General features: G+C 36.2%; 19 protein-coding genes. 14 read left to right on the top strand and 5 right to left on the bottom strand.

What is annotated here, in order from left to right:
* Positions 1-667 precede the first annotated feature (667 nt).
* Together BM305_RS19160 and BM305_RS12340 are read left to right on the top strand one after the other, a co-directional pair.
* Positions 668-832 carry a cysteine peptidase family C39 domain-containing protein gene (locus BM305_RS19160; protein ID WP_177214713.1) on the top strand — a complete coding sequence of 55 codons (165 nt, stop codon included), beginning with the start codon at positions 668-670 and terminating at the stop codon, positions 830-832.
* 266 nt (positions 833-1,098) lie between these two features.
* Positions 1,099-1,533, top strand: coding sequence for a hypothetical protein (locus tag BM305_RS12340; protein WP_092561262.1), 435 nt, complete (start codon positions 1,099-1,101; stop codon positions 1,531-1,533).
* A 222-nt stretch (positions 1,534-1,755) separates the two neighbouring features.
* Here BM305_RS12340 and BM305_RS12335 read toward each other — a convergent pair whose 3' ends face one another.
* Entirely contained in the window at positions 1,756-2,295 is a 540-nt protein-coding gene (locus tag BM305_RS12335; RefSeq protein WP_092561260.1) for a DUF6512 family protein, read from the bottom strand.
* 141 nt (positions 2,296-2,436) lie between these two features.
* Between BM305_RS12335 and BM305_RS12330 the strand changes: the two genes are divergently transcribed.
* The 3 genes from BM305_RS12330 (at position 2,437) to BM305_RS12320 (ending at position 4,524) form a co-directional block, all read left to right on the top strand.
* The gene (locus BM305_RS12330) at positions 2,437-2,967 is read left to right on the top strand and encodes a cysteine hydrolase family protein (protein WP_092561258.1); all 531 of its coding nucleotides are present in this window, start codon (positions 2,437-2,439) and stop codon (positions 2,965-2,967) included.
* A 40-nt stretch (positions 2,968-3,007) separates the two neighbouring features.
* Entirely contained in the window at positions 3,008-3,865 is an 858-nt protein-coding gene (locus BM305_RS12325; RefSeq protein ID WP_092561256.1) for an MYG1 family protein, read from the top strand.
* A gap of 65 nt (positions 3,866-3,930) precedes the next feature.
* Entirely contained in the window at positions 3,931-4,524 is a 594-nt protein-coding gene (locus tag BM305_RS12320) for an accessory gene regulator ArgB-like protein (protein WP_092561254.1), read from the top strand.
* Here BM305_RS12320 and BM305_RS12315 read toward each other — a convergent pair whose 3' ends face one another.
* From BM305_RS12315 to BM305_RS12305, 3 genes are read right to left on the bottom strand one after another with little or no spacing between them, the layout of a single operon-like run.
* Positions 4,525-5,259 carry an SDR family NAD(P)-dependent oxidoreductase gene (locus tag BM305_RS12315; RefSeq protein WP_092561252.1) on the bottom strand — a complete coding sequence of 245 codons (735 nt, stop codon included), beginning with the start codon at positions 5,257-5,259 and terminating at the stop codon, positions 4,525-4,527.
* Positions 5,237-6,202 (bottom strand): SPL family radical SAM protein, encoded by a 966-nt coding sequence (locus tag BM305_RS12310; RefSeq protein WP_242940533.1) that lies wholly within the window; start codon positions 6,200-6,202, stop codon positions 5,237-5,239. Before BM305_RS12310 ends, BM305_RS12315 begins: the two co-directional genes overlap by 23 nt.
* A gap of 52 nt (positions 6,203-6,254) precedes the next feature.
* The gene (locus BM305_RS12305; protein WP_092561248.1) at positions 6,255-7,100 is read right to left on the bottom strand and encodes a hypothetical protein; all 846 of its coding nucleotides are present in this window, start codon (positions 7,098-7,100) and stop codon (positions 6,255-6,257) included.
* 140 nt (positions 7,101-7,240) lie between these two features.
* Here BM305_RS12305 and BM305_RS12300 point away from each other — a divergent pair, with 140 nt between their 5' ends.
* From BM305_RS12300 to BM305_RS12265, 8 genes are all read left to right on the top strand, one after another.
* Positions 7,241-8,131, top strand: coding sequence for a DUF2156 domain-containing protein (locus BM305_RS12300; protein ID WP_092561246.1), 891 nt, complete (start codon positions 7,241-7,243; stop codon positions 8,129-8,131).
* A 5-nt stretch (positions 8,132-8,136) separates the two neighbouring features.
* On the top strand, positions 8,137-8,991 hold the full coding sequence (locus tag BM305_RS12295) for a GNAT family N-acetyltransferase (protein WP_092561244.1): 855 nt from the start codon (positions 8,137-8,139) through the stop codon (positions 8,989-8,991).
* A gap of 555 nt (positions 8,992-9,546) precedes the next feature.
* The gene (thiS, locus tag BM305_RS12290; RefSeq protein WP_092561242.1) at positions 9,547-9,741 is read left to right on the top strand and encodes a sulfur carrier protein ThiS; all 195 of its coding nucleotides are present in this window, start codon (positions 9,547-9,549) and stop codon (positions 9,739-9,741) included.
* 4 nt (positions 9,742-9,745) lie between these two features.
* Positions 9,746-10,549: a sulfur carrier protein ThiS adenylyltransferase ThiF gene (thiF, locus tag BM305_RS12285; protein ID WP_092561384.1), complete on the top strand. Its 804-nt coding sequence runs from the start codon at positions 9,746-9,748 to the stop codon at positions 10,547-10,549.
* Positions 10,550-10,578: 29 nt separating this feature from the next.
* A complete protein-coding gene (locus BM305_RS12280) occupies positions 10,579-11,346 on the top strand; it encodes a thiazole synthase (protein WP_092561240.1) in 768 nt (255 codons plus the stop codon).
* A gap of 59 nt (positions 11,347-11,405) precedes the next feature.
* On the top strand, positions 11,406-12,545 hold the full coding sequence (thiH, locus tag BM305_RS12275; protein ID WP_334292823.1) for a 2-iminoacetate synthase ThiH: 1,140 nt from the start codon (positions 11,406-11,408) through the stop codon (positions 12,543-12,545).
* Between the two features lie 6 nt (positions 12,546-12,551).
* Complete coding sequence (locus BM305_RS12270; protein ID WP_092561238.1) at positions 12,552-13,139, top strand: thiamine phosphate synthase; 588 nt, start codon at positions 12,552-12,554, stop codon at positions 13,137-13,139.
* Positions 13,140-13,203: 64 nt separating this feature from the next.
* Positions 13,204-13,443 carry a hypothetical protein gene (locus BM305_RS12265; protein WP_092561236.1) on the top strand — a complete coding sequence of 80 codons (240 nt, stop codon included), beginning with the start codon at positions 13,204-13,206 and terminating at the stop codon, positions 13,441-13,443.
* 110 nt (positions 13,444-13,553) lie between these two features.
* On the opposite strand, the gene cysK is transcribed toward BM305_RS12265, so the two are convergent.
* The gene (cysK, locus tag BM305_RS12260) at positions 13,554-14,456 is read right to left on the bottom strand and encodes a cysteine synthase A (protein ID WP_092561234.1); all 903 of its coding nucleotides are present in this window, start codon (positions 14,454-14,456) and stop codon (positions 13,554-13,556) included.
* Positions 14,457-14,662: 206 nt separating this feature from the next.
* Here cysK and BM305_RS12255 point away from each other — a divergent pair, with 206 nt between their 5' ends.
* Positions 14,663-16,501 (top strand): glycerophosphodiester phosphodiesterase, encoded by a 1,839-nt coding sequence (locus tag BM305_RS12255; protein WP_092561232.1) that lies wholly within the window; start codon positions 14,663-14,665, stop codon positions 16,499-16,501.
* Positions 16,502-16,527 lie beyond the last annotated feature (26 nt).

Below are 16,527 nucleotides of genomic sequence, written 5' to 3'. Positions count from 1 at the left end.
CGTTTACCAGGTTTTGAATACAGGACATGTCGGCTCACTTTATGCAGGACATGCTAACCTTGTGAAGGATATGTTGACGTAGCTAAAAAGTCCATGATTACCCGGGTTTAGAATGTTTCGTATGTTTTGGGAAAGATTTACGGGGTAAGGTTGTGCTAAAAAGTTTGAACTAAATGGTAAAAGTAGAACAATAAATAAAACTAAAGAGTATTATTGTGTGCTAGGTATTGACATAAGTCCAAAGAGTAGATACAACTGACTAAATAATAAGTGCTAAACACCATAAAAAGAGAATATATTCATTATAAGGACTAAAAATTACAATAAAGTGATTAAAAACCGCACTGCTAATAATTTCGTATTAGGATGTGATAATATTTACATTGTATTTATGCTGGATTTGGCGCTTTTAAATAAAAGGAAAAAATTATGAAAAAAATTATGAAAAAAATATATCTATATCACAATGTTGGAATTGGCATTATTATTTAGGAGAACATCCAGGTTTTGACGATTTTGTTGAGAAACATTTGTTAAAGGAAGGACTGTTGACACCAAAGCCAACTAACATCTTTAAAAAAATTAAATTAAAGTCATTTAAATGTGTAAAATGTAAAATTATATTAATTCAAACAGATTAAATTAAAATTGCGAGTTGAGAGAATAGATGAAAAAGTACAGTCATGCTAATCCAGGAGAAGGAATTGTTAGGCTAAAGCCAGAAGAATTTTTTAGGAAAGTTAGGGAAGGAAATAAACCACCCAAATATCAATGGTCAGGAGTGTTGATTTTACTGGTGCCAGATACCAAATTTGATAAGGAAATGAGATAAAAGAGATTTTCCAGCGGTTTATTCATTTGTTAATACCGCAGAAGCGCTTATTAACTCATGTCTTTTTGGAGCTTCTTTTGCGAAAAACATCGGAACAGTATTTCTTTTGGAATAGATAAAAGTACGGGAAGTCCTTATTGTCATTGTGAGGAACTATTAAAAGTGTGGTGATATTATGATGGTTTCATTTTTGATTGGTGAAAATCCAAATAATTTTGTTTTGGATCATCCTAAATTGGTGGGATGCATGGTATATCGTAAGAATAGTGGCGTGTAATTTTTGGGAGGTGAAGGATAGTATTGATGAAAAGGATGTTCAAGAAATGACAGAATCTATAACAACAAATGAATCAGAAGAACCATTGCATACAAAATGGACGATAATCAAGAAAGAAAAATGCTATTGTATCGAAAAAATGGGGCTTCGTGAATATAACGATTATTATAGATGCTCGGTATACAATACAGAGCAAGAAGCTATTTATAGTGAGATATTGGGCGAATTTAACGATCCTCCACGTGTATCAATTTGTGATGATACAGTAAATATCCATTATGGCGTTGGAACAGGGACTTATTTGGATAAGTTTATTGATTACCAGAAAAATCTAAAATCAGAGTGGTTTGAAACTGTCAGGGCAATTGGTAAGGTGCATGTAGCGTATGTTAGAAATAAACAAGACGGAACAGAATATATATAAAAACACTGGTAATTGCAAAAAAATATGAACAAAATACAGAAAAAAAATATTTGTTTCCGCATATTACGAACGAATGGGATATTGATGTATGTGAATTTAGAAACAATGAAACGGAATTGTATATCCATTACATAGACAAGGACACAAAAGAGGCAGACGAAAAGACAATTAAACTAAGTAAATTTAAGTAGGGTTATTTCGCGATGCCTCCTCTACTCAATATTACGACAACCTGTTTATTCCAAAACTCTTAGTCACAGGATCTTGAAAGAGAGGAATTCTTGGAGGAGTAACAGTAAATAAAATAAAGAGCACAAGGTAACAGATAAAAAGGATGAAACCAATTTGCTCTGATATGAGAATTGTTTCATCTTTTTTTATGATTTTAAAACTTACAATATAGGAAAGCAAGGTTCCAAGGAAAAAAGAAAGCAAATCCATGAACAGACAGTGTTTTCCAATGACTCCTGTGTACGTATAATAAAAGCACACAACAAAAAGCAGACCAGCAGTTACGCCAAGTGCTTTTCCGGCCCAAATATGTTTGTAGTGATTTCTAAACTTATAATAAATAAAAAATGAACATATAAAATAGGGAACAAAAATCAGTTTTAAATGTTCCCAGACAGATTCGTTAACAGGGCAAACCATAGCCACAATGCGGTTATAATGACTCCATTCATAAACAAAGTGCATAATCACGCCAAGAACTAGTGAAATAACAAAGCAAATAATTTCAAAGTGAAGTAATCTTTTATTCATATAATACACCTCCTGACAATAATAGTATATTCAAAAAGTTAATTTTTAGAAAAAAAACTTTATCTTGAAGCAAAAAATTTGTATAATGATTTTATAAAAGCAAACTGGTAAATCTACTTAGTAGTAAAGGAGGATATGGTATTGAATACGTTATTAGTTGTTATTGATATGCAAAAGGATTTTATAGACGGAAGTCTTGGTACAAGCCAGGCGGTTGAATTGGTTCCCAAGGTAATACAGAAAATAAAAGAACATAATGGTGAACTAGTATTTACTCGGGATACCCACGAAAAAAATTACTTAAATACCCAAGAGGGGTATTATCTGCCTGTAGAGCATTGTATCAAAGGAACAGCGGGATGGCAGCTGGAAGAAGAGATTGGACGTCTGGCACAAGAAAGAAATAGTGTGATTTTGGATAAACCGTCCTTTGGTTCTATGGAACTTGCCGAATACCTCAAAAAAGTTGTGGAGTCAAAAGGTGTGGAAGAAGTTCAATTAATTGGATTATGTACAGACATCTGTGTGATTTCCAATGCAATGATACTAAAAGCCGCATTACCTGAAGTAAAAGTTTCAGTAGACGGAAGCTGTTGTGCCGGTGTAACGGTGGAGAGCCATCAAAAGGCACTAGAAGCCATGAAAATGTGTCAAATTCAGATTATTTGCTAATGTTTTCTATTAGTGGTATACTATCACTGAGGTGAAAACTATGAAAAAATTGATACAAATTGAGAAAGGCTTTACACATGCAGGAAAATTTCATGCAGATGATGTTTTTTCGTCGGCCCTTTTAACAATGCTAAATCCAGAAATCAAGATTGAAAGAGGATTTGAAGTGCCGGAAGCCTTTGATGGTATTGTATTTGATATTGGGATGGGAGAATTTGACCATCACCAACAGGAAAGAAGAGTGCGGGAAAATGGCATTCCATATGCTGCTTTTGGATTGTTGTGGGAAACGTATGGCGAATTGATTCTGTCCAGTGAGGAATCAGTTAAATTCGATGAAAAATTTGTACAGCCACTGGATCTAAACGATAATACTGGAGCAGATAACATGTTATCGGACATTATTTCCGTATTTAATCCGCCATGGGATTATGCCGTATCCTCAGATGGGGCATTTCAGGAAGCTAAAGAACTTGCAATAACCATTTTAAAAAAGGAATTTGAAAACATAAAGAGTATTAAACGGGCAGAGCATCTGGTGAAGAAAGCAATAGAGAAGGCAGAAGAGCATATTTTGATTTTGCCAAGATCTGCGCCGTGGAAAAAGTATGTCAAGGAAACAGAATTGTATTTTGCTATTTTTCCATCTAACAGGGGAGGGTATTGTGCTCAGGGTATACCCAAGGATGACAATACTGACCAATTAAAATGTGCTTTTCCAAAGGAATGGAGGGGAAGAGTCAAAGAGGAACTGAAAGAACTGACCAGTTTGGAAACATTACAATTTTGCCATAACAGCGGATTTCTAATTGCAACAGGAACTCAGGAGGATGCAGTGGAGGCGTGTAAGCTTGCCATGAAGCACCAGGAGGAGTTGAAAGAGCAGGAAAATAAATGATTGCAGAATATAGAATATCTGTTGTGATAAAAGATAGTTACTAAGAAAGTGTTTGAGGTGATTGGGTGAAGGTAGTAGATAAAATTGTTGAAAATTTGGTCTGCGATGGAACGATAGAAGCAGACGACAGAGAACTATATGCCTATGGATTAAATCAGGGAATTATAATGCTAATCAATATTTCTCTAACGATTGGGATAGGTATTTTGTTACAGATGTTTTTGGAAACTATTGTATTTATGCTTGTATATATGCCCCTTCGTTCCTTTGCCGGAGGAGTTCATGCGAAGACGCAAACCCGCTGTTTTATTTACTCTATGCTTTTAGTAGTAGGAGTATTATTAGCGATTAAATATTTTCCAGTTAATGAGATATTGATTATAGCAGCGGCAGCAGTGAGCAGTGCCATTATCTTTGTGCTGGCGCCAGTGGAGGACTTGAATAAACCCATTGACGATGTGGAGCGTAAGATTTATGGAGGAAAAGCAAGAAGAATACTAGGTATTTGCTTTGGGAGCATGATTCTTCTCTTGTTCCTGCCATTTGGTATGATTCTTAAAAAATTTGCGATTACCATCATGATTACGCTTTTGATGCTAAGTGTGGCATTAATTTTAGGAATTCGTAAAAATAAAATACTAAGAAGCAAGGGAGTATAATTACAGTATCCTCTTTGCAAGGCGGTGCTTTTGTGGCTGAATGGTTACATCAGACAGACAAAGCCCGCTGCGCAGCTTCAAAGTGAGGCTGACAAAGTCAGCTACTTCTTCTGCTAAAATGTGGCAGTCGGTTTCCTCGCTTTCTTTAAAATCAGCATTTCGATAAAAATTTGATTTAGTCATATCTGGGTGAACAGCAGTTACTGTAACGCCGTATTTCCGAGCCTCTTCAAACAGGCTAGATGAAAAACTTGTTAGCGCTGCCTTGGTTGCACCATATGCACAACCGTGGGGATTGTTCTTTTTAGCAGTAATAGAAGAAATATTAAAAAGAAAGCCAGCTTCCCTTTTTAAATCACGAAGTAAAAGCTGAGTCAGTACAAAAGGTACTTCTACATTTAGAGTAACCATTTCATGGATTTTAAGAGGATTTAATTCTTCGTGCAACCCAAAATATCCAATACCTGCATTATTGACTAGAATGAAAATCCTGTACTCTCTTTTTAACTCCTTTATTTTTTCCTGCAACTCATGAATATTGGTAAGATCCATTGATATGGGATGAAACTGAGGGGATGAGTAACTTGTTTTAGTAAAATCACGTCCAAATCCAAAGACAGAATACCCCAAGCTGACAATTTGTCTGCTGATTTCTAATCCAATTCCTGAGGAAGCTCCTGTAACAATAGCAATCTGCTTCTTCTCTTTATAGCTAGTTTCCTGCATTTGATTCATTAGGACACTCCTTCCATTGAAAAATAATCGATTCTGGTACATGGTTCGTAAGGTGCTTCAACATAAAGGCAGTCATTTCTCTTTCTAGTTGTTCTTTATATTGATAAACTCCTGCTTTCATTTCATAGGGATAGGCAAGAACAAGAGAATCCTTTCGTTGTTTTCTCATCCGCTTTAAATAGTCTTTAGACACCCGGAAAACGCCCAAACTAATATCCCGGACAGCATCTGTTGGAACATGAGAAAATACAGCGGTTATGAATGCGCTATAAGATTCCTTCCACGTATCGTGGTAAATAATAGGATCAAAGCATAGGCGGACACGATGACCTTTTTCTGTTAAAACTTTAATTGACTTCAATCTTTGGTTTAAAGACGGAGTTTTATGCTCAAAATGGGAGCTGACAAAATCAGGAGATAGAGTCCAGGCAAAAATAACATTATCCGATGGCTCCAGTGCTGTAAGAGCCCCAGTGTTGGCACTTTTGGTACGTATTTCAATTGTCAAATCTTTATGCTTTTTAGCAAAAGCAATCCATTTTTCGCAATAACCAAGAATTCCTTCTAGCGCCAGCAAATCAGTATCGTAGGAAATGCATAAGTAAACAGGGTGTTTTTGAAGGAGTAGTTCTATTTCCAGAAAAAAATCTTCCAAATTTACAAATACTGTAACATTTCCAGAGGAATACATTCCCTGAAGATAACAGTACTCACAATCGTAAATACAGTTCATAACATTAGAAGTATAGTAAAAATGTTTATTCCCAAAATCCTGGCACACAGGTGCCCCAGGATAAATAAGGGTACCTTCCTTTTTTGCCAGTATAAGCTTAGGTGATTTTTTCTGCATACAAAAATTTTGCTGGCTGCGGCAGAAGATATCTTTGTAATGGGGAATTTCTATTACGTTTGCTGTTGGAAACTTGTCTAAAATTCTTAACACAGAGGCTGAATTTCGTAGAGCAGTTTCCACATAAATATGTGAAAAGTGAGAGCTAAATAAGTTGTTGCTTAAATTGTTCAAAATAATTCTTCCCTTCTAGTTTGGTATTGCACTGAGCCGTTTTTTCTAAACAAAGTGAAAGAAGCTGTCCAGTATCCTTCCCTTTTAACTGACTATAATTCAGAAGCTGCTTTAACTGAGCTTTCATAGTAGCAGATAGTTTTAACTGACTGGCTAGTAAATGAAATTCGGGAATACTTTCAACGTCTAAAAGGGAGTTTGCACAGGCTGTCTGCATTGACTGCTGTATGTTTTCCAGCCATTGAAAGACAGCAGTCAGGTTACATTCTATACAAGAACGGACATGGATATCTGTAACACTTTGTGGTTCAAGATAGTCGGATACAATTTTTATAAAAAGCATCTGATGTATCTGAAAAAATAATTGCGCTGACTGATACAAACTGGCTGCTTCACAATCCACCAATGTTGTTCCAGCGTTAGAAGTAATTTGGGAATTGTCAGAAATATTTCCAGGATGTGTCTCCAGACAGCATTCAAGAAATGGGTGGGAAAATAAAACATCAGGGTAAAAAACTCGTCCTGTCAAGCTTTCATTTATCTGGGTGCATAAGCAGGGGGTACCAATGGGAATGGTAGTATCCGTACATCCACAAATGCCCAGATTCACAAAAAGATCTGTAGCTTCTGGACGCTGGCCGGATAAAACATAGGTGGAACCGATACAGCTTGCTATAGGCCCTGGATTTGTAATAAATAAAGTAAAATGCTCATTCCCAAAAACCTGATACTTACTGAATTGGGAAAGTTTATTGAGAGAGAAAGCCTGTATCATAGGACTGGCTTCCTGATAAAATGCTGTGCTAATATAAATCATGGGAGTACCTCGTCTTTATTCATATGATAATAGTATGATAATCCTTTCAGGTTGTCAAACATTTTCATTACTTTTCAACAGTTGCGGAATTCGGATAAAACTCGTATAATGTTATTATTATAATACGGAAAGGAAACAGTATGTTAACATTTAGAAAAATAGAATTATCAGATAAAGAATGGATTCAAGAATGCTTACGAAAATCTGATTTCAAAGGATGTGAGTATTCTTTTGGGAATAATTATATATGGAGAAATGTGTACCAATTAGAAATTTGCAATGTAGATGGCTTTTATTGCGTCAGATCAGGAAAGGGAGAAAAGAAAATGTATTCCTTCCCAGCGGGAAGTGGGGACTTAAAAGGAACACTGGAACTGCTTATGAGTGATGCCAAAGAAACAGGAAGGGAATTCTTTTTACGAGGTATTACAGAAAACCAGATTTCTGTTTTGGATGAGTTGTTTCCAGGCAGGTTTCAATATGAATTAATTCGTGATGACAGTGATTACATTTATACCGTTGAAAAGCTGTCAACTCTGTCAGGGAAAAAACTGCATGGAAAGAGAAATCATATTGCACGTTTTAAGGACAACCCTAATTGGATCTATGAGTCGATTTCCCATGAAAATATGGAGGATTGTAAAGATATGAACCGACGTTGGTGTGAGCAGTATTCTTGTAAGGACAATCCAGGCTTAAAAGAAGAAATATGTGCTGTAAAAAATGCACTTAATAATTTTAAGGAATTAGGTTTTGTTGGTGGATTAATTCGAAGAGATGGTGAGGTAATAGCCTATACAATTGGAGAACCACTATCCTCAGATACGTTTGTTGTTCATATTGAAAAGGCATTTCATGAAATTCAGGGAGCATATCCTATGATAAACCAGCAGTTTGTACTGCATGAATGTCAGAATTATAAGTATGTGAATCGTGAAGAAGATACTGGAGATGAAGGACTGAGAAAAGCAAAAATGTCCTATTATCCAGATATTTTGTTAGATAAGTATATTGCAAGTTATAAAGGGTGATAAAGTTGATTACATGCAGTAATGAAGAGATGATTCCCCAGTTGAAGGGAATTTGGAAAGAATGCTTTCAGGATGAGGATTATTATATTGATTTTTTCTTTTGGGAGAAGATACAAAAACCAAAGGCATATCATAATATGCTTGTATGGGTGGAAGATGGAGAGCCGGCAGCGATGTTGACCATGATGCCGGCTAAACTTTTGGTGAATAACCAACTACTTTCATTTTGGTATATTTATGGTGTTGCAACAAAGAGAAAATGGAGAAACAGAAGCTTTGCTACCAGACTAATCGAATATGCCAATGATATGACATATTCTGTTGGTGGCACTTTTCTTGTTCCTGCAACAGAGTCTTTATTGCGTTTTTATGGCAGAATGGGATATGAAAAAATGTTTTATCTAGACGTTATTCATATGAAAATAGAAGAGTGCAGAAAATCTGATATGGGATTGGTTCATTTTCAGCCAGTGACGGTACAGGAATATTTTAAAAGCAGGACAAACGAATTTTATCAAGATGGTTATGTCTTATGGAAAAAGGAAGAAATCCGTTATGCAATAAAGGAAAATGAACTATTGGGAGGCATTTGCCGGCAGATAAGAGTAAATAATCAGGTTTATGTGATTATGGCATATAAAAACAGGCAATGTCTTTATGTAAAGGAAACCACACTGCCAAAGGAACTGTTAGAGGGGACTTTACAATATCTGGCGGAAGAAATGGCTTGTAAAGAGATAATAGTTAGAGTTCCAGTGGAAGAGTGTGTACTTGGAAGAAGGAAAATATTTGGCCTTATCAGAACAAATGTTGGAATTTGTAAACAAAAAAAGGGCTATTTAGGACTTGCACTTGACTAAAATTTGTTGATTAAAGGAATATTATATCGGCTGAGAAGCCCGTATTTTCATAAAATTTTAAGTTTTGACAACAACGTATATCATTTTATTCATTTCACGGCACAAAACTAAATTTTATAGTATGATATAAAAAACAAGAGAAAGAGAAATTCTTCCTCTTGTGCTACATAGCTATATCTTGTAGAAAAGTGCGTATACAAAGGAGGGCAGAGTCTGTTGTGAATGATTAAGAACTTTAGGGGAGTTTCTTAATGATTTTGGTAATACAATACCGTAATGAATAGTGAAATTTTTGGTAGCTTTTTAACAAGTCATTTGTTCCATTAATTATATGAGGGGTATTTTATATATATAAAGTATCGGATGTGCTTTACCGCATAGCTGTATGGCGTGACCAGGTGCTTTGAAAAAAATACGTAATCAAGATCAATTGACAACTGTTGAATAATATGTTATAGTATTTGAAGTTGAATATTGAAGAACACAGAATGGGGGACACCACCGCGGGTGTCGCCCTTTTTGTGTTCTTTTTTAATGCATACTAGGAGGATTTTTATGAAATGGAATGGAAACGAAGTTATATTGGAAAAGGAAACGTTTCTTCTTGCTTTATTGGAGGAGAGGCAATATGCTCTTGGTAAAATTGCAGTAGAGCTGAATGGTGAAATTGTGCCCAAAAGCAGATATGCTGAAGTAATCATTCAAAACAAAGACATAATCGAGGTGGTAAGCTTTGTTGGAGGAGGATGAAAAATTGATAGTATTTGTGAATGGTAAAGAAGAAAAAGGGGACTGGAATACTGCCTATGAAGTGAGAGAACAATTTGCAAAAAAAAGTGATGTAGTAATTGTAAATGGATTTCAGATAAATGAGAATGTAGAACTAAAGGATCAGGATGAAATTGTTCTCATAAGAAAAGGGATAATGCCAAAAGAAGAGGAGTTGGAATGTATGCTGACTGCAAGGCATACGCCAGCTGTCCATGGGAAATTGAAAAAGGGAAAAGTGGCGATTGCCGGGTTAGGGGGGCTTGGTTCGAATATTGCAGTAAGCTTGGCACGAATTGGAGTGGGAATGCTTCGGTTAATTGATTTTGACGTGGTTGAGCCAAGCAATCTGAACCGGCAGAATTATGACATAAGACATCTGGGGCTTTTAAAAACAGTTGCATTGAAGCAACAGCTACAGGATATTAACCCATATATACAGATAGACACTGTGAATAAAAAAATAACAGAAAAAAATGCGGCTGAACTATTAAAGGATTGCGAAATAGTGTGTGAAGCATTTGATAATCCAGAGAATAAGGCAATGCTGATTAATACCGTACTGACACATTTGCCAGGAATAAAAATTGTATCTGCCTCAGGAATGGCTGGTTATAAAAGTACCAACTTAATTAGGACCATACATCCTATGAAAAATTTGTATCTTTGTGGCGATTTTGAAACAGAAGCTATGGCAGGATGCGGGCTGATGGCACCAAGAGTAATGGTCTGTGCAGGACATCAGGCAAATATGGTGCTTAGACTGCTGGCAGGAGAAGAAGAGGTTTAAAAATAAGAGAAAAACAGGAGGATGCTAAAATGAGTGATTTATTAGTGATTGGGGGACATGAATTTCAGTCCAGATTTATTCTGGGATCAGGAAAATTTTCTTTAGAAATTACCAATGCTGTTATTAAAAATGCCGGAGTGGAGATGGCAACTTTAGCTTTAAGACGCGCCAATGTGGGAGGTGAGGAAAATATTTTGGATTATATGCCAGAAGGAATTACACTGCTTCCCAATACATCTGGAGCCAGAAATGCAGCAGAAGCTGTAAGGATTGCAAGACTAGCAAGAGAGATTGGCTGTGGTGATTTTGTAAAGGTTGAAGTGATACATGAATCCAAATATTTAATGCCAGATAACTATGAAACTATAAAGGCTACCGAGCAGCTGGCAAAGGAAGGATTTATTGTTATGCCATATATGTACCCGGATTTAAATGTGGCACGTTCCCTGGCGGATGCAGGAGCGGCGGCAATTATGCCTCTGGGTGCACCAATTGGAAGTAATAAGGGGCTGCTAACAAAAGATTTTATTAAAATGCTGGTGGATGAAATCAACCTTCCTATTATTGTTGATGCTGGGATTGGACGGCCTTCACAGGCTTGTGAGGCAATGGAGATAGGTGTGGCTGCGGTTATGGCCAATACCGCCATTGCAACGGCAAAGGATGTAGCGCTAATGGCAAAAGCATTTAAGTTGGCGATAGAATCGGGACGTGCTGCCTATCTGGCAGGTCTTGGGAGAGTTCTGGAGTATCATGCAGAGGCATCCAGCCCGTTGACAGGCTTTTTGCAGGACTAAGAGGAAGTCAGGAATACTAAAAGATTGGAATGGTGCAGGATATGGTAAAAGAAAATAATATGGATTTTATGAGATATATGGAGGATATGGAACAAATAGACTCTGTAATTATGGAAGAAGTGTTGGAACAGGTAAAGCATTTTCATTACAGTGCTTATACAGAAAATGATGTGAGGTACGTACTGGCTAAGGACGAGATAAACAGCGAGGATTTTCAAGTCTTGCTTTCTCCAGCGGCACAGCCTTTTTTAGAACAGATGGCAAGAAAGGCTACAGATGAAACAAGAAAACATTTTGGTACTTCTGTGTGCTTATTTACCCCATTATATATTGCTAATTATTGTGAAAATTATTGTGTTTACTGTGGGTTTAACTGCCATAACAAAATACAAAGAGGGAAGCTGAGCCTAGAAGAGATAGAACAAGAAATGCAAAAAATCAGTGAGACAGGTTTACAGGAAATCCTGCTGCTTACTGGTGAATCTAGAAATATGTCAGATGTTGCATATATTGGGGAAGCGGTAAAGCTGGCAGCCAAATACTTTTCTACAGTGGGAATAGAAATTTATCCGTTAAACTCAGAAGAATACAAATATTTGCATGAATGTGGAGCAGACTTTGTATCGGTATATCAAGAAACGTATCATCCAGAAAAGTACGGTCAAGTTCATCTGAGCGGGCATAAGAGAGTATTTCCGTACCGCTTCTATTCCCAAGAGAGAGCTTTACTTGGGGGAATGAGGGGAGTTGCATTTGGAGCATTGCTGGGATTAGATGACTTTCGCAAAGATGCCTTTGCAACAGGACTGCATGCTTATTTGACGCAGAAAAAATTTCCGCATGCCGAAATTTCCTTTTCCCTTCCAAGACTAAGGCCTTACATCAATAGTGAAGAAACAAATCCAAATGATGTTCATGAAACCCAGCTTTTACAGGTAATGCTGGCATACCGCCTGTTTATGCCATTTGCGGGAATAACGATTTCAACTCGTGAAAGGGCAGGATTCAGGGATCACGTTATTGGAATGTGTGCAACTAAAATATCTGCTGGCGTAAAGGTAAGTGTAGGTGGTCACGACGAAGAGGCCAAGGGAGATGAACAGTTTGAAATTCAAGATCCGAGAAATGTTGACGAGGTACACAAGGCGATTGCAGGGAGAGGATTGCAGCCTGTGTACACAGATTATATAAGGGTTTAGAAGGATATGGATAAAAAAATAATATGTGTGACAAACAGAAAATTATGTAAAAAAGATTTTTTGTTTCAAATGAAAAAAATAATAGATGGAAATCCAGACAGGATTATAGTTAGAGAAAAGGATTTGTCAGGAGAGAAGCTAGAAGAACTGGTTTTGCAAATTTACAGACTGTGTCAGGGAAAAAGAACTTCTTTGTATTTACATTCAGATTTTGAAACAGCTAGAAGATTAGAAATAATGAAAATACAGCTGTCCTTTCAATTGTTTAAGGAAAAACGAGATTTGATTTATCCAGATTTTCAGGTCGGGGTTTCTGTTCATAGCCTGGAGGAGGCAAAGGAGGCAGAAAGCTTAGGCGCAGAGTATGTAATAGCAGGACATATCTTTGAAACAAGCTGCAAACAAAACCTGCCGCCAAGAGGACTTGGTTTTTTAAATGAAATCTGTCAGAATGTTTCCCTGCCAGTCTTTGCAATTGGAGGGATATCTAAAGATAATTTTACTAAGGTAATAGAAGCAGGAGCAGCAGGAGCCTGCCTTATGTCTTCTCTTATGGAGGCAGATAACCCAAAAGAATTGCTAAACCAGATATAAAACTGGTAATATATCAATAAATATGATAAAATAAAGACAAAATGAGTCACGAGGAGGATGGAAAATGAAAAAGTATATTACCACCTTTTTTGAAAAAGACTGGTCAAGAGATGATAAAATTCTGTGGACCATTTCTGTAGCAGGTTTATGTATTTTGACAGGCTTGATTTTGTCTATTATGAAAAACGGAATTTTTATTTGCAGCCATAATGGTAACAATAATGGCAACAATAATGGGAATCATGATCGTTCCTTAGAAAGAAAAAAGATAGCTGGAAAAAGAAAACATGTTGTAAGAAATTAAATCAAGATAAGAAATAGAAACAGATGCCCATTGTCTGCTTATAGTCAATTGGACATCTGCTTTTAAGTGACAAGAAATTGTGTGGAACATATTACACATTATTTGTAAATTTATAATAAACCAGTACTAAAATATCGTTCCATACGATCGGCCAGGATTGTAGCAACAATACACTCTTTTCCGTATTTTTCGGTTATGTATTTACTTGCCCATACATTTGCACCAGAAGAAGTCCCACAAAGCAATCCTTGTACCTGAGCCAGTTCTCGTGTAGTGGAAATGGCGGCCTCATCGGTTACCTCTACAATATCATCAATAAGAGTGGTATCCAGTACGTCTGGAATAAATCCGTCACCGATACCTTGAATACTATGAAGACCAGGTTCATGACCGAGAAGAGCAGAAACATTTTTAGGTTCTACTGCAACGATTTTAATATTAGGATTTTGGGACTTTAAGTATTTCCCTATTCCTTGTAGTGTGCCTCCACTTCCAAGCCCAGATACAAATATATCTATTTTCCCATTGAGCTGATCGTAAATTTCTTTACCCGTCGTAAGAAAATGAATCTCTGGATTATCTGGATTCTGAAACTGCTGTGGCATAAAATATTCATCAGAGCTGTTAACAATACGTTGCGCTTCCTCTACAGCTCCACCTATGCTTAAAGTTGCTGGTGTCAAGACTAGTTCTGCACCTAAAGCGCGAATAATTTTTTTCCGTTCCTCACTCATATTTTCAGGCATTACAATTATCACTTTATATCCTTTGCGTACACCTGTTAAAGCCAAACCAATACCTGTATTGCCAGAGGTCGGCTCTACAATAGTCATACCTGGTTTTAAAACTCCTTTTTTTTCAGCCATTTCAATCATATTTTTTGCTACGCGGTCCTTGATACTGCCGCCAGGATTCAAAAATTCGGCTTTTGCAAAAATATTAAGTCCAGTAGTTGACTTCAGGCTGATTAAAGGTGTGTTCCCGATTAAATCTAATATATTTTCTGTATACATAATATATCTCCTTTTAAATTCATATAAAAAACGATCACTTATTTATTTTACTATTATTTTCTGAAAAAATCTAGACTTAGTGTGTGAGAATTCTTATTAAGAAATTGTTCTTCGGAAAGGTCATTGTTAATTGCTTTCATTCGTAGTATATTATATAGTATTAATAATGATATTGAATCATTACAAATTTAGATAGGGGCTTTAAGATGAAAGTTAAAAACCGGAGACCAGGGGGTCTGTTTTTCGATACCATACATTTATTGGTGAAGGCAAAGAATCACTTTGTCTTTTATCAGATAGTGGCAATAGTGCTGACAATTCTATGTGTAATACCAATCTATCATTTTTTGCTAAGGATGTCCATTCAATATTCTGGATACAGCTATATTACAATGGAGAATTTTTCAGTTTTTATTAGAAAACCAATTACTATTGTTTCTATTACCATTATGTTTGTTATAGGCGGTTTCTTTCTTATATGGAATTTTTCACTCATGCTGCTTTTTTTGCAATTTGGAGTGCACAACGAAAAGAAGGCAGGAGCAGTGCTATTTATAAAAAGTATTTTCAAAGCACTCAGTTGCATAAGATATAAGAAGGTTGTTTCCGTTCTGCTTGTATACGCTGTGTTAATTGCAAATAATGTGACCGTAATATATGGCATTTTAACACGTACCAGAATTCCAAGAGATTTGGTGGAATCTATTAGTGACATTCCCACAGTTAAAGTACTTATTTGCTGTTTGGTATTTGTGATTACAATTGCATGTATCAAAAACTTTTTCACATTGCCTTATATGATTTTAGAGGGAAAGGATACAAAAAGCAGTTATTCAGCCAATCATCATTTAGTGAGAAAAAGATTAATTAGAACGATTCTGCTTTTTTTATTATGGAATTGTTTTGTCATTATATTATCAGTGGGAGTATATATGGCAATTCTGGTGCTGGAGGCTGTATTCGTAAATTTATTTATTGAAAAAAATATGGCAACAGCAGTATTTTTAACAATTTATGAACAATACAACATATATACAGGTATTTTTTTGGCATGGCTGGGTGTTTATATGAATACCGGCTTGCTTATTGTTATTTTTCGGAAATATAGAATAGAAGAAAATGAGGAATCTTCCCTGCTTACGGAGGAAGAGGAAATTATTTCGGCAGATAGAAAGCGGTACCGTATGTTTATACTTACATTTATTTTATGCATTATTATGGTAGATGGTATTTACACCTATGACAGTGTTCAAAGGGGTATAGGGATTATACCCGATGCTTTGGGGAATATGCAGATTACCGCCCACAGAGGTTCTTCCTATGAGGCACCAGAAAATACGATGGCAGCAATTGAAAAGGCGATTGAGAACATGGCAGATTATGCAGAAATTGATGTACAGGAAACGAAAGATGGAGAAGTTATTTTGCTTCACGATTCCAATTTACTGCGTACTACAGGATATAATGCATTTATATGGGAGGTTACGCTGGAAAAATTGCGAACACTGGATGCAGGAAGCTGGATGTCCGAAGAATATGCGGGTACACAGATTCCGACTTTGGAAGAGGTACTAGCTTATTGTAAAGGAAAAATCAAATTGAATATCGAAATAAAATCTAATGGGAAATTTAATGATTTGGAAGGAAAAGTTGCTGCTTTAATTGAAAAATATGATTTTCAGCGTCAATGTGTGGTATCCTCAGTAGCATACAGGACGTTAGAAAAAGTAAAGGAGGCAAATCCAGAAATAAGAACAGGTTATATTGTTACAGCATCCTTTGGTGAATATACAGATAAAAGCGCAATTGATTTTTTTAGTATGGACTCTACTTATTTAAACCGGAATAAAGTGGAAGAGGCACATAAAAATGGTAAAGAAGTTCATGCGTGGACGGTGAATACAAAGAATGAAATCAGACGTATGAAGGTAATCAAAGTAGATAGTATTATTACAGACAGACCGATTCTGGCAAGGGAAATAATTTACAAGGAGGATTTTAATAAAAATATTGTCAATATTCTAAAACTGGTGCTGAAAGGCTAAAAATTCATATGTTTGAGAAAAAAGAG

This window comes from Anaeromicropila populeti (genome assembly GCF_900112775.1).
Classification (GTDB): Bacteria; Bacillota; Clostridia; order Lachnospirales; family Lachnospiraceae; genus Anaeromicropila_A; species Anaeromicropila_A populeti.
Note: the sequence above shows the minus strand (reverse complement) of the source record. Positions and strands in the feature narration are given on the sequence as shown.